Genomic DNA, 13,663 nt, shown 5'->3' on the forward strand with positions numbered 1-13,663 from the left:
TTCTCCCCCAGGGAGAAGGGGAATTGAATCTCTTGCTCCCCTCTCCCTGAGGGAGAGGGGCTGGGGGTGAGGGCAAAACCTTTCAACCAAGTGGGTTTCACGTTAAGTTGACACCACTGAAAACTGCCATGCCCTGTAAAATATATTGATGGGTCGCCAACATTATTTGATATTGTACCGTTTTGAAAAAAGAACGCGACAAATGGGTAGGGCACGGCACCAGTAAGATATTTGATATGCCAAAAGATTGTGGATGCCGTGCCCCTACAAAGAATTTATCTGTCGCCAACATTATTTGAATTGGTATTAGCTGATCGTTGGCGGTGCGTTACTGTAGTAACTTGCGCCTCAACATTTTCAGGTTCTGCTTAAGTTGTAGAAACTTCAGTTAAAGCTGTAGAAGCTTCAGCTTTAACGTTTCCGTGTTCCGCGCAAGCTGTAGAAGCTTCAGCTTTAACGTTTCCGTGTTCCGCGCAAGCTGTAGAAGCTTCAGCTTTAACATTTCCGTGTTCCGCGCAAGCTGTAGAAGCTTCAGCTTTAACGTTTCCGTGTTCCGCGCAAGCTGTAGAAGCTTCAGCTTTAACGTTTCCGTGTTCCGCGCAAGCTGTAGAAGCTTCAGCTTTAACGTTTCCGTGTTTCGCGCAAGTTGTTACAGAGTAAACCAACGGCGAATCAACTCTATACCAAAGCCATAATCTTGCCCAACTTCCTCAATCAACTCCCTTGGCAACAGCAACTTGAGAGTCTGATCAGCATTAGGAAACTGTTACGATATAGCTTGAATATTCACCTTGCAACAGCAGTGAGTACTTGACTCTGGCTGTAAGAACTTCTCTGATTCAGAGCAGCATCTACATTCTCACTGAATTTTACTGAAAATATTTAGCAGAGTGCTAACTGGGCTATCTAGTTCGGCAGATGTCAGACTGCGATGAGACTGGCGGATAGCTTCCATATTTGTACAGCTTTCTCAACGTCGTGCATTCAGTTCAATTTGTGCTGCTTGTGCTGCCCAGCGTTGATGACTGGTAGTTAAGTATTCCAGCGCTGCTTTTCCTTCAACTGGGTTATGTTCGATAACGAAAAGCAAATACTCATCTAAGCCTGGCAGATGTAAACGCTGCCACTCATCCCAGAAAGCAGAGTGATAGCGAAATAAGCAAGGGCTTTTAGCATTACGTATTTTGTCTAATCTGAAGAGTCGATAATTCCATACTGTCAGAAATGGCAAGAATAAGAAAGGTCGCCATGAGTGAATAGTTAAACCCAAGCCTACCGCCAAGCCGAACGTCAAGCCTACCGCCAAGCCTCCCACCAAGCCTACCGCCAAGCCGAATGCCAAGCCTACCGCCAAGCCAAACGTCAAGCCTGCCACCAAGCCTTGCGCCCAGCCTACCGCCAAACCAAAAGTCCAACCGAACGCCAAGCCAAACGTCAAGCCGAACGCCAAGCCAAACCCTAAAACAAACGCCAAGCCAAAAGTCCAACCAAATGCCAAGACAAACATCAAGCCGAATGCCAAGACAAACGCCAAACCTACCGCCAAGCCGAACGCCAAGCCCACTACCAAGCCTACCGCCAAGCCGAACGGTACGCTAATAAATATAGTTGCAGTTGGTGTACCTAATGCCCACAGCACCAAACCCAGCAGTAAGTTAACCAGGATAGGTAAGATGATGTATCCCTGAATAAAAAGTCGCCACAGAGCAAGATTCCGCCATCTTCCTTGTCCTATAAAGGTAATTAAAGAGATATCGGTGTCTAACGTTGAGTCAATGCGTTTGAGGTGATTACGCCAAGCTGCGGGACGAAAGAATAGCCAAAATAGCAGTTGCAGGCTACCCAGTATCAAGTTAGGGTGTTGCTCTGGTGCATCGGTGTAGGCGTTGTGGGGTATGTTTGGTGATACCATAGTTTCCCGGTTCGGGTTGACGCTAACTTTTTGATACATCAAATTATCTTACTGGTGCCGTACCCCTATGGGTATACCTTGGTTGTGAATGCGATCGCCTTCTCTATGAATGCTCATTCATAAACAAACCTAACTCATACCAATTCAAATAATGTTTGCGACAGATAAATTCTTTATAAGGGCACGGCATCCTCAATCTTTTGGCATATCAAATATCTTACTGGTGCCGTGCCCCTACTCATCTGTCGCGTTCTTTTTTCAAAATGGTATTAACTTTTCTACGAATTTACACGCTACCATCAACAATCGGCGGTGCGTTGCGCTACGCGACAAGACACCCTACGCATCCTATTACCAATTACCAATTACCAATGACCAATTACCAATTACCCAATGACAAATTACCCAACTTTCTCTGCTTGAAACAATTCAATCACATCACCAGCATGACGGGCGTGCATATCAAGCAGCTTCATTTCCCAGGGTAAAAATCGGCGTGGTTCGCAAAAATGTGTAGATAATACGCCGACTAAATTACCTGTGCGGCTGGTTAGGGGTGTGGATTGGACGGCGCGATATCCTGCGGCTTTAGCGATCGCACGCCCAGGTGCAAAATTGGCATCGGTTTCGATATCTTCAATAATCACAGTTTCTCCAGAACGCAAGGCGCTGATACAAGGCGAATGTGCTGCGAGACTGACTGTTTGCAAGTTATCGATGGCAGTTGCATTAAAGCCGCGTTGAACTGCAATCTGCTGCTAGCAGGTATCTCTATCAAAAAGATGAATGTAGCCCATATCTGTGCGATGCATAGCGATAGTCCCCAATCCCTAGTCCCCATTACCCCTTATCCCCAGAGGGGGCCCCGAGTTCCCCAGTCCCTAATCCCTCCCCGCCAACGAAGCAACAATCAACACCAACTGCCTCGGTTCAACGGGTTTGGCAATGTGCATTTGAAATCCGGCTGCTAGGGCTTCTGTGCGTTCAGTATCTTCAGCGTAGGCGGTGAGGGCGGCGGCGGGAATTTGTCCGCCAGCTTCAGGACTTAAGGCTCTTACTTGACGAATTAAATCGTAACCGTCTTGTTCTGGTAAACCAATGTCGGATAATAAAATATCGTAGCTGTTGGGGTTGGCTATTAAGGTGGATAGGGCTTCATGGGCGGATGCAACGGTTGTTACTTCTACTCCGTACTGCTGCAGGGTAACGGTAAATAACTGGCGAATATCGGCTTCGTCATCGACAACTAAAACCCGCACACCTGCTAATGATCTAATATTCTCAATGGGGATTTCTGGCTCGTTTGGTACAGGGGCTAACTGTGTAGCCACTGGCTGAGAAGTTGCTGGGGGCTGTGTTTGCAAAGGTAGCCTGACTGTAAAAGTTGCACCTTGGTTTTCACCAGGGCTTTCTGCTTCAACTGTACCGCCGTGGAGTTCTACTAAATGGTGCACTATGGAAAGTCCTAGCCCTAAACCAGGGTTTGAGCGTTTTCTGCTACCATCAGCTTGCCGGAAGCGCTCGAAAATATAAGGCAGAAAGTCGGGTTTAATACCTTTGCCTGTGTCGCTAACTTGAATTTGAGCAGAGAAATCGGTGTAATTTAGGGTGATATTAATTCTGCCCTCGTTTGGGGTGAATTTAATGGCGTTAGAAAGCAAATTCCACATTACCTGCTGTAAGCGATGGGGATCGCCGTTGATGCTTCTGGGTGTGGAATCTAGCTGCGATTCAATAGAGATATTTTTGGCTGCAGCGGAGAAGCTAACTACTTCAATGGCGGCTGTAATTATCGGTAAAAGCTCGATAGGCTCTGCATCCAGGCGCAGCCTTCCGGCGCTGATGCGTGAAATATCTAACAAATCTTCTATGAGCTGGGCTTGAGCTGTAGCACTGCGGTTAATTGCTTCTAGCCCTTGATTAATTATGCCTGGCTCGAGATTGGGCCGCTGGAGTAGTTGTGCCCATCCCAGTAAGGAATTGAGGGGATTACGCAGTTCGTGAGAAAGAATTGATAAAAACTCATCTTTGGCGTGGTTAGCTGTTTCCGCCGCCGCCCGGGCTGATTGTTCTTGTGTGAGCAACTGAGCGCGTTCTGCTTCGAGTTGCTTTTGTTGGGTGATATCTTCAATTACCAGCAAAATCAATTGCATATTCTCGATTTCCGGCATTCTGCGGGCATTGAGGCGCATGATTTTATGCCCAATAGATTCAAAGTTATGCTCAACTTCCAAATCTTGAAATGGGGCATTGCTGGGAATCACATCATCTAAGAGCAATCTCAATCGCGGGATATTCCATTGTCCATTGCCGAGTTCAAATATCAAGCGCTGTTCTGTTTCTGTGGGCAATACTTCAAAGGTTTCGTAGAAAGAGCGATTAGCTCGAATTACTCGTAAGTCTAAATCCAGCACCAAAATCGATTCCCGCACTGTATCTACAATTGCTTCGGCGTAATCTCTGGATGCTCTGAGCTGCTCGGTGCTGCGTTTGAGTCCGTCAATGTCAACTAATACCACCACAGCACCGTCAATTTTATCATCTATTGTGCGATAGGGTCTGATTCGCAAATCATACCAGTGTCCTTCCGAGTCTTGTAATTCTTGGGTTTTAAAGTTGAGATTCCCAATAACTTCTAAAATTTGTTGCTCTAAATCGGAGATATTTAAGTTGTGATTAATATCACTAATTGGTCGCCCGATATCCGTGGAAATTAAGTTAAAAATTGTGCCAGCCACCGGAGTAAACCGCCGAATCCGTAAATCACCCCCTAACATGAGAATGGGAATATTAATATTACTGAGCAAATTCTGCAAATCGTTGGTAACTTGAGTTGACTCAATATTGCGCCGTTGCAGTTCGTCGTTAATGGTATTTAATTCTTCGTTGGTTGCCTGAATTTCTTCTTTAGCGGTTTCTAATTCCTCATTTGTGCTTTGTAATTCTTCGTTACTAGAAAGAATTTCTTCATTAGCTGCTCTCAGGTTTTGATTAGTAGCTTGCTGTTCCTCAATGATTGATTGCAGATATTCTTTAGTAGTTGCTAGCTCTTGCTTAAGTGCGTTAATCTCATTCTCAGCCGCAGCTTGTTTTCCCCGCCGAGATTTACTACCAGCGCTAGCTGACTCTGAGGAAATAGCTGTTGCCGATGGCATATCTGCAAACATTACTAAAAAGTAGCTTTCATCGTCACGGACAGATTGAAACGGCACCACATCAACCTGCACCACCCTAGCTTGGCCGTTCTCAATAATTTGAATACCTTCTTTTGTTACTGAAGTTTGTCGCTGTTTTGCTTGGTGGATAGCGGTGCGTAACTCTAGCCGCAGTTCTTCTTTGGCCATCTTCAACAAATTAAAGCTAGGCCTACCTGCAGGGGGTTGGAGATAGGAACTAGTCTGCCCGCGAAATTGCACAATCTCTAAATCTTTGTTAATCACTACACCCACCGGAGCATACTGATTTAACACTATTTGGTCAGCAGTTCTCTGCATTTCCATCTCATCCCAATCATTCTCATTCACTGGTGAGCGTTGGGTATTTGGTTTTAGAAGATAGTTGCTGGCGATCAGATCTATACCTAACTGAGCCGGAGCCATTTTGCGGCTATAAATTTTGAACTTTCTATCTACTAAAGTGAATAAATTAGCAAACTCCCCTACTGTCTCTGAAGTACCTAACATCAAGAAGCCAGTGGGTCTGAGACCATAATGAAAGATGGGTAGAAGTTTCTTCTGGATAGGAGTTCCCAAATAAATCAGCACATTGCGACAGGTAATCAAATCCAGGTGGGAAAAAGGCGGATCGGCAATCAGGTTTTGCCGAGCGAAGATACACAACTCCCGCACTGGCTTACTAATCTGGTAGCCACCTTCTACCTGCACAAAAAAGCGGTGTAGACGTTCTGGCGAAACTTCTGTGACTTGGCTGGGCTTGTAAAAGCCCATTCTCGCTATTTCAATGACCGCTTCATTAACATCTGTAGCAAAAATTTGGATTGATGTATTCATTACCTGATCAGCCAAAAACTCTAGCAAGCAAATCGCTATTGAGTAAGCTTCTTGACCAGTGGAACATCCCGCCACCCAAATGCGGATAGGTATATCTGGCGTGCGATTTTGGGTAATAACAGGAAATACTTTGGTTTTTAAGGCTTCAAAAGATTCGGGATCGCGAAAAAAACTAGTGACGGTAATCAGCACATCTTGATATAACGCCATGACTTCTGTCGGATTTTCTAGAAGATAGCTGACATAATCTTCCAATCTTTCCAGTTTGTATAAAATCATCCGCCGCAGAATGCGCCGCTTGAGCGTATTTTGCTTGTATTGGTGAAAGTCAACCCCTGTAGCAGAGCGTAGCAAGCTAAAAATTGTCGATATAGCATCGCTGCTTTCTGGGATGACTTCAGCCTTTGCTGCTTGCTGCTGGCTCTTGATATAGGGATGACGGCTCAACTTTGTCAGTTCCTCAGCAATCTCTCGTGGGCTGAGAATAAAATCTACATTACCCGAAGCTACAGCATTACTCGGCATCCCAGTGACTTTTGCCGAGTCTTGAGTCTGGGCAAAGGTAATACCACCAGCTTCTTTGATATGTTCTAGTCCCCGTGCGCCATCGCCATCGCTTCCTGAAAGTACTACGCCAATTGCTTTACTTCCCCGTTCCTCTGCTAAGGAAATCAAGAAAGCATCCACCGACATAAACAACCCATAGGTTTTGGCCCGGGGAGTCAGGTTCAGCACTCCCTGAGAAATGGTCATCTTGGCATTAGGCGGAATCACATACACATGATTTGGTTCCACAACCATGCCATTCTGGACTTCTACTACAGGCATTTCGGTTGAGCGTGAGAGAATCTCGCTTAACAAACTTTTTTGATTAGGACTCAAGTGCTGCACTATGACAAATGCCATCCCGGTATCATTGGACAAATGGCTCAACAATTCTGTAAAAGCTTCCAATCCCCCCGCTGAAGCACCCATCCCCACAATCGGAAATAATTCATCTTGATTATTCTCCTGCTCATTATTCGATAATTGAGTAGCCGGGGCATTAGCTAGAGATTTTTTAGCAGACCGCTTAGAGTTCATTATGTGAGCAGTGATACGGTTGGATGTTACATAAAGTTAGTGCTTGCTTGCCCACTTTTCCCACAGATAAAATGAGCTTTAGTCTTGAGCAATCACAACAACAGATATTGTTTGCACTTTATCAGAGATAAGTCCGAGCAGCTAGCCAGTCAGAATTTGAGCTTACAAGTGATAATCGAGCAATTCGATTTAAGTTCTCAAATTATATGCCTAGGCAGGTAACTTTTAATAGAGAACAGCAAATAAATAATCAGGCTCTACTGATTTTTTTGATAAATCAAATATGAGTTAGATATATATGTAAAATATTGTTTATGTACATTTAGTAGATATTACTTGAATACATAAATTAATTGATTCCCTCTTTAGGCAGAAATTTGCAGCGTTGCAAAGACGCGATTAAGAAGACGCGATGAATCGCGTCTCTACAAGATTTATGATGCCTTTGCTAAATTCTTCCCTGATGCTCAGTTTTAATCCAACGTGATCGCGGTTTTTGGAAACATAACTTGAATGTGGTCACAATCATCGCCGGAATCCAATGCACCATGTAAATTGAACCTTGGATAGTTGCCCAAAGTAAAGACCATCCTTTTAAATTTTGATATTGGTAAATCCCCGCTATAAAAGCTACTGTGAGAATAATGCTGAGTAAGGTTTGTAGGGGTAACAAAACTGGGCGATCGCTTTTGATGATTGTCCACAATAAATCAGGTATCAGCCCAATAGGAAGTAAAAATTGTAAGAGAAAAAATAAGAGTAAATCAATAGATTTAGCCCAGCCCAAAGTTAAAATTTGGGGAAAATAATCAAGGTAACGCTGATAGCCACCTTCCGCCCAGCGACAATGTTGCAGCCATAAGTTTTTCCAAGTTGTCACCGCTTCTTCTTGAATTGTGGGAAAGGTAACAAACTCAATTTCTGTACCTGCTAAATACAACTTAAAACAGAGATCCAAATCATCAGTAACAGTGTCTTCACTCCAACCTTGACACCTTTGCAGCAATTCTCGCCGCACTAACATTCCATTACCTCGCAGTTCCGACATTCCCCCAACAGCAATGCGATGAGTTTGCAAAAAACTATCGCAATTCATCTCCATTTGCTGACAACGAGTTAAGAAATTAGTCTCTGCATTCATAATTGCTTTTCGCACCTGTACAGCACCAACACCAGGTTTCTGAAATACAGGTACAGTTGCCATGAGAAAATTAGCAGGCAGTAGCGCATCAGCATCACAAACTAAGATAATTTCTCCTCGCGTCAAAGGAAAAACTGCATTTAAAGCGCCCGATTTACCACCTTTTGATTCCCGTTGATGAACTTGTAGCGTCGGAAATTCAGCTTGTAATTGCTGTAAAATCTGGGGTGTAGCGTCCGTACTACCATCATCTATCACCCAAATATCCAGGCGATCGCGCGGATAATTTAATTCATATAAACTGTAAACTAAATCAGTTAAGACAGCACTTTCATTTTTAGCCGGAACTAAAATTGATACCTGTGGCAAACCAGCATCACTCTCAATTACCAAAGGCGCAGGCTTAACTATCAGCATTCGCAGAGTTTGCACAGCCAAAATTACCGTTAACCCCACCATCAACCATTGCGTTTGGGGTAGCCAATGCCACAAACTGACAAAACCCCACACCAGTAATAATACTAGAGTTGCCTGCAAACGGCGATCGCGATGAGCGCGAATATCCTTCCTGGGCTGATAGATGCTTCTTCCCACTGTTTAGCAATTATCTTCAGTTTGCATATATATTAACGTGTTCAGTACTGGCTGAGGAGCAAGGAAAGCAGAGGGATAAGGGGAAATAACACTTACCAATTACCCATTACCAATTACCCATCCCCAGTAAAGATTTTTATCATTTTAATTTACCAAAGACTTGTATTACTATATAGTTATATCATATAATAAGAGTTATAAGGTAAAACTGCTGTAGGATGTCAGTCGCAAACCGCCTTATGGTGGTATCAGTAGGTGAACCTTGTAACTAGTATGAGGAGCTGGTTGACTCTGGCTGTATTAAATAGTTACCGGGGGGAATTTTATGGCTCGAATTGTAGTGATTGGTGCTGGAATCGGGGGATTACCCATTACCTACGAATTGCGACGACTACTGCCAAAAGAGCATCAAATTACACTGATTTCCAATACCCCTAAGTTTACTTTTATTCCTTCCTTACCTTGGGTAGGCTTGAATATTAAAGAACTTGAGAGTATTCAATTAGATGTAGAAAATCTGCTAGTAAATCGAGGAATAAATTGGATATTAGGAGGAGTTAGCCAAATTCAGCCAGAATTACAGCAAATTGTTGTCAACGATACTGTAATTCCTTATGACTATGTAGTGATTGCTACAGGTGCAGAGTTAGCATTAGACGCAATACCTGGATTAGATCAAGGATATGTGCAGTCAGTGTGTAATCCACCACATGCACTCAAAGCCGCGGAATGCTGGAAACAGTTTCTCAAAAAGCCAGGGCCGATAGTAGTAGGTGCTGTACCCGGCGCTAGTTGTTTTGGCCCAGCTTACGAGTTTGCATTGCTAACAGATTGGCTGTTGCGGCGGTATGGGATACGGAGTCGCGCCCCCATTACTTTCGTCACACCAGAACCCTATGTTGGACATTTGGGAATTGGTGGGATGGCAAATTCTGCGGAATTGGTAACCAAATTACTCAAACAAAAGGAAATTACAGTACTTGAGAACACCGCTATTAGCCATATTGGGCCAAACACAATTTACCTATCAGATGGGCGTTCTCTACCCTTTGCTTTTAGTATGCTGCTACCGCCATTCCGAGGGCCGCGATTTTTAAGAGAAGCATCTTCTCTAACCGATCCCAAGGGATTTTTACCTGTATTACCCACTTATCAACATCCTCAGTTTCCCTCAATTTATAGTGTTGGAGTAATTACCCAACTCAAACCACCCGAACAAACTCCCATTCCTATTGGTGTACCTAAAACAGGTCAAATGACCGAAGCAATGGGAGTAGCTGTAGCTCATAATATTGCTGTGCAACTAAAGGTAATTTCTGCACCTTCGGTAACTCCCACCTTAGAAGCACTTTGTTTAGCCGATTTTGGCGACACAGGAATTGCATTTTTAGCAGACCAAGTTTTACCAGATCCAATTACTAAACAAAGACGCAGAGCCATAGCTAAAGAAGGGCTTTGGGTAAGTTGGGCTAAGACTGCTTTTGAGAAGTTTTTCCTAGCTAAAATGCGTTGGGGTTTAGCAGTTCCTTGGTTCGAGCATTGGGGATTAAATATGATGAATTTAACCCTAGTTAAACCAATTGAAGAATTGGAGATAACACAAAATCATCAACCTGTGAAAATGAATTTTTAAATCGTAATTAGAGATGTAGGGTGTGTTGTCGCGCAGCGCAACGCACCAATGCAGAAGGCACCAAATAAAGGTGAGCTAATGAACAGTGACAAGCGCAATAGTCAGCTAAAAATTTACTTTCACTTAGTAGATATTTTAGCGTTAATTACTTGCTGGACTTTGGCATTCTTGACAGGTTTTTTATTGTGGTTTCTCCCTACAGGAAACAGTGTGAATAGAGTCGCTTGGTTTTTCGGTTTGTTAAAACATGAATGGGGCAAACTTCATTTATTCATGAGTGTAATTGCTTTGTGTATCACAACGATTCATATTGTAATTTCTTAAAGAGTTTTACAAAGTTTGAATCATCGTCACAATTTATGGGAATAATCTTTATTAAAGATGTATGGAAATTGCACTCAACCCGAATGAATTAGAACTACTAGCACGCCGCTTTAAAGTTCTTGCAGAACCCACAAGATTGCAGATTTTAGGGGCATTATGCAATCAAGAGCAGACCGTACAGGAAATATGCGATCGCACTGGTCTTAAACAAGGAAACGTTTCTAGACACCTACAACTGATGAAAGATGCAGGAGTCTTAACTTGTCGCCGCGAGGGTTCATGGCGCTACTACCGTGTGATCGACACCGAACTTTTAGCCATGTGCAAAAATCTTTTCCGCAACGTTATGAGGTGATTTGTCGTTAGTCATTTGTCATTTGGTGTTTATCCCAATTACCAATTACCCATTACCCATTACCCAATCCCTTGGAGTTAAAAACATGACAGAATTATTTTCCCAAGCATGGATGCAAGCTTACGCAGAGAAATGGAATCAAGAACCTGAACTAGCAGATGCGCTCAATCAAATTCATTTCAATTCTGTAATTGGTTATGGTTTTGAAGATGAATCAGAACCTAGAGGTGTACTCACCATTGTGGATGGAAAAGTCATTGAAGCAAGTGCTTACAATGGGCAAAAACTCAACTGGGATCTGCGTGCTGACAAGGATCATTGGCAACAGTGGGTAGCTAAGGGCTTAAACATGATGGGTTTGAGCATGGCTTATATGTCGCGTAAGCTGCAATTCCGTGTGGGAGATTATCTCGCCATGATTAAAGATCCACGCATGGCAGGGCCATTTATCAAATCTTTCTCGGTTATGGGTAGGGTATGAAAAGGGCATGGGGCATAGGGCATAGGGCATGAGAAAGACAGATTTTCATGCTTGGTTGTGCCAAAACCTGCCGTGAATGGCTCATGAGATGAACTCTGCGCCTCTGCGTCTCTGCGTGAGATAAATTATCCCGCATTTATGCAACGCCGAAAATTACTCCCAATCTAAAATCCAAAATTGTCATGAAACGTACTCTCAAAGAAAACGAACAAAATCAAACTCAAACTCAACCTTTCAGCTTAAGCGCTAGACAACTGCGATCGCGGCAAGCAGAATTCGTAATTATCGATGCTCGCAGTTGGATGGAGTACGTTCTTGGGCATATTCCCGGAGCACGTTACCTCAGTCAAAGCTGTATCCTGAAGGAAATTCCTCAAGACCAACTCATAGTAGTCACTTGCCTGTCAGGACACCGCAGTTTATCAACCGCAAATTGGTTAATAGAGCAAGGCTACAGTAAGGTTTACAACTTACAAGGCGGCATCATGACATGGCAACAGTTAGGCTATCCTCTGCAACGCGGAAACAATCCCTAGCTATTTGATGCTGAATTTATAGAAGAGCAGAATCAATCTTATGTTTAACGATCAATCGTCCCTCAACTTGGAACCAACTCATACAGACACTACCCCAGAACCAGCCCCAGAACTACAACCCAAAAAACCCAAGCGGCTGGGGATGATTGCTTTGATTACTGTTTTTGCGTTAGCTTTGCTCGCCGCAGGCATCGCATTTGGGGGTGTGGCTTGGTTCTGGTTATTGCGTCATCCTTCCGAATCTACGGAAACTGCAACGGTGCATCTTGAACCTCTAGAGGTGGAAACTACAACGGCTGCTCAAGAATCTATAGCTGGTGACAGCAGTCTCACTGGTACTATCGAATCTGTAGAGACTGTCACCACTACCAGCCGTATTCAAGGACAAATTAAAAGTCTCCCAGTGGTAGAAGGAGATCAAGTCAAAGCCGGTCAAGTCTTAGCCATCATTGATGTTAAAGATATCCAAGCCCAAGGGAATCAGGCATTAGCAGCCATCGCCCAAGCACAAGCGGGTGTGACAGTCGCGGCGGCGGCGCAAATGCAAGCAATGGCTAGTAAAACTCAGGCAGAAGCACAGTTAAATCAAGCCGAGGCCGGACAACAACAAGCCGAAGCACAATTACAAGAAGCAGCAGCACAATTAGCTGATGCCCAGTTAAATCAACGCCGGATGACAATGCTGCAAAAAGATGGTGCAGTTAGTCAGTCACAGTTGGATCAAGCGAATACACAGGTAGCATTAATTCAAGCGCGGATTAAACAAGCCAATGCGGGTATCGATCAAGCTAAACGCGGTATTGATCGCGCTAAAGCAGGCGTACAACAAGCCAGTTCCCAAGTTCAACAAGCCCAAGGCGGGGTAGAACAAGCACGTTCCCAAGTCCAACAAGCCAAAGCCGGACAACAGCAAACCCTCGCTAATTTAAACTATGGCACTGTCACCGCACCCTTCGCAGGCGTAATTACCAAAAAACATACAGAAGTTGGTGCGATCGCGGGGCCAGGACAGCCGATAGTAACATTAGAAAGCACCAACCGCCTACGTTTAAGTGTCGCAGTCCCCGAATCCTTAATTACTTTAGTCAGACTGGGAGACGAAGTGACAGTACAGCTAGATAGTGTTAACCGTTCTGTTACTGGTCACGTGCGGCAAATTGTACCTTCTGCTAACTTAAATTCCCGTAGTTTTACGGTGAAGGTAGCCTTAGATAATTCCTATAAATTAATGCCAGGAATGTTCGGCCGCTTAGAACTACCGCGAGAAACTCGCACAGTGATGATGATTCCGCAAAATGCTGTGTTTAAGCGTGGTCAATTAGAAGGAGTATATGTAATTGCTGCTAATAATATTGCTCAATTACGCTGGGTAAAAACCGGGAAAGTACAAGATAACAAAGTAGAAATTGTCTCCGGGTTAGAAGCAGGCGATCGCATCATTACTAGCAATGTTGAAGAACTGCGTGATGGACAGCAGGTTATCGCTAATAAATAAAGAGTTTTGTCTCACGCAAAGGCGCAGAGGCGCAAAGAATTAAAAACTCTCTTCTCCTCTTATTCCTTAGTGTTCTTCGCGTCTTCTCTGCGAGACGCT

11 protein-coding genes are annotated in these 13,663 nt (G+C 43.9%); 6 read left to right on the top strand and 5 right to left on the bottom strand.

The window, feature by feature from the left end; all coding sequences use genetic code 11:
• Positions 1 to 368: 368 nt before the first annotated feature.
• The 5 genes from AACU25_RS32480 to AACU25_RS32500 all read right to left on the bottom strand — a co-directional run bounded on the left by AACU25_RS32480 (position 369) and on the right by AACU25_RS32500 (position 8,740).
• Positions 369 to 665, bottom strand: coding sequence for a hypothetical protein (locus AACU25_RS32480; protein ID WP_096582764.1), 297 nt, complete (start codon positions 663 to 665; stop codon positions 369 to 371).
• 305 nt (positions 666 to 970) lie between these two features.
• Entirely contained in the window at positions 971 to 1,951 is a 981-nt protein-coding gene (locus AACU25_RS32485; protein WP_096582766.1) for a hypothetical protein, read from the bottom strand.
• A 362-nt stretch (positions 1,952 to 2,313) separates the two neighbouring features.
• On the bottom strand, positions 2,314 to 2,622 hold the full coding sequence (locus AACU25_RS32490; RefSeq protein ID WP_190445676.1) for a GAF domain-containing protein: 309 nt from the start codon (positions 2,620 to 2,622) through the stop codon (positions 2,314 to 2,316).
• A gap of 171 nt (positions 2,623 to 2,793) precedes the next feature.
• Positions 2,794 to 7,005, bottom strand: a complete 4,212-nt coding sequence (locus AACU25_RS32495; RefSeq protein ID WP_096582770.1) for a chemotaxis protein CheB — start codon at positions 7,003 to 7,005, stop codon at positions 2,794 to 2,796.
• 448 nt (positions 7,006 to 7,453) lie between these two features.
• A complete protein-coding gene (locus AACU25_RS32500) occupies positions 7,454 to 8,740 on the bottom strand; it encodes a glycosyltransferase family 2 protein (protein ID WP_096582772.1) in 1,287 nt (428 codons plus the stop codon).
• Between the two features lie 325 nt (positions 8,741 to 9,065).
• Between AACU25_RS32500 and AACU25_RS32505 the strand changes: the two genes are divergently transcribed.
• The 6 genes from AACU25_RS32505 (at position 9,066) to AACU25_RS32530 (ending at position 13,564) form a co-directional block, all read left to right on the top strand.
• Positions 9,066 to 10,373 carry an NAD(P)/FAD-dependent oxidoreductase gene (locus tag AACU25_RS32505; protein ID WP_096582774.1) on the top strand — a complete coding sequence of 436 codons (1,308 nt, stop codon included), beginning with the start codon at positions 9,066 to 9,068 and terminating at the stop codon, positions 10,371 to 10,373.
• A gap of 78 nt (positions 10,374 to 10,451) precedes the next feature.
• Positions 10,452 to 10,697 carry a DUF4405 domain-containing protein gene (locus tag AACU25_RS32510; RefSeq protein WP_339382093.1) on the top strand — a complete coding sequence of 82 codons (246 nt, stop codon included), beginning with the start codon at positions 10,452 to 10,454 and terminating at the stop codon, positions 10,695 to 10,697.
• A gap of 61 nt (positions 10,698 to 10,758) precedes the next feature.
• Entirely contained in the window at positions 10,759 to 11,052 is a 294-nt protein-coding gene (locus AACU25_RS32515) for an ArsR/SmtB family transcription factor (RefSeq protein WP_096582778.1), read from the top strand.
• An 85-nt stretch (positions 11,053 to 11,137) separates the two neighbouring features.
• Positions 11,138 to 11,533 (top strand): SCP-2 sterol transfer family protein, encoded by a 396-nt coding sequence (locus AACU25_RS32520; protein WP_096582780.1) that lies wholly within the window; start codon positions 11,138 to 11,140, stop codon positions 11,531 to 11,533.
• Between the two features lie 182 nt (positions 11,534 to 11,715).
• Complete coding sequence (locus AACU25_RS32525) at positions 11,716 to 12,069, top strand: rhodanese-like domain-containing protein (RefSeq protein ID WP_096582782.1); 354 nt, start codon at positions 11,716 to 11,718, stop codon at positions 12,067 to 12,069.
• Between the two features lie 40 nt (positions 12,070 to 12,109).
• The gene (locus AACU25_RS32530; RefSeq protein ID WP_190445675.1) at positions 12,110 to 13,564 is read left to right on the top strand and encodes an efflux RND transporter periplasmic adaptor subunit; all 1,455 of its coding nucleotides are present in this window, start codon (positions 12,110 to 12,112) and stop codon (positions 13,562 to 13,564) included.
• The last annotated feature ends 99 nt before the right edge of the window (positions 13,565 to 13,663 follow it).

Origin of the sequence: Tolypothrix tenuis PCC 7101, from assembly GCF_963874875.1 — a bacterium.
GTDB lineage: Bacteria > Cyanobacteriota > Cyanobacteriia > Cyanobacteriales > Nostocaceae > Aulosira > Aulosira tenue.

Coding starts and splice junctions, on each gene's coding strand:
- AACU25_RS32505 (WP_096582774.1), top strand. CDS start 9,066: ATGGCTCGAATTGTAGTGATTGGTGCTGGAATCGGGGGATTACCCATT.
- AACU25_RS32485 (WP_096582766.1), bottom strand. CDS start 1,951: ATGTATCAAAAAGTTAGCGTCAACCCGAACCGGGAAACTATGGTATCA.
- AACU25_RS32515 (WP_096582778.1), top strand. CDS start 10,759: ATGGAAATTGCACTCAACCCGAATGAATTAGAACTACTAGCACGCCGC.
- AACU25_RS32510 (WP_339382093.1), top strand. CDS start 10,452: ATGAACAGTGACAAGCGCAATAGTCAGCTAAAAATTTACTTTCACTTA.
- AACU25_RS32525 (WP_096582782.1), top strand. CDS start 11,716: ATGAAACGTACTCTCAAAGAAAACGAACAAAATCAAACTCAAACTCAA.
- AACU25_RS32495 (WP_096582770.1), bottom strand. CDS start 7,005: ATGAACTCTAAGCGGTCTGCTAAAAAATCTCTAGCTAATGCCCCGGCT.
- AACU25_RS32530 (WP_190445675.1), top strand. CDS start 12,110: ATGTTTAACGATCAATCGTCCCTCAACTTGGAACCAACTCATACAGAC.
- AACU25_RS32520 (WP_096582780.1), top strand. CDS start 11,138: ATGACAGAATTATTTTCCCAAGCATGGATGCAAGCTTACGCAGAGAAA.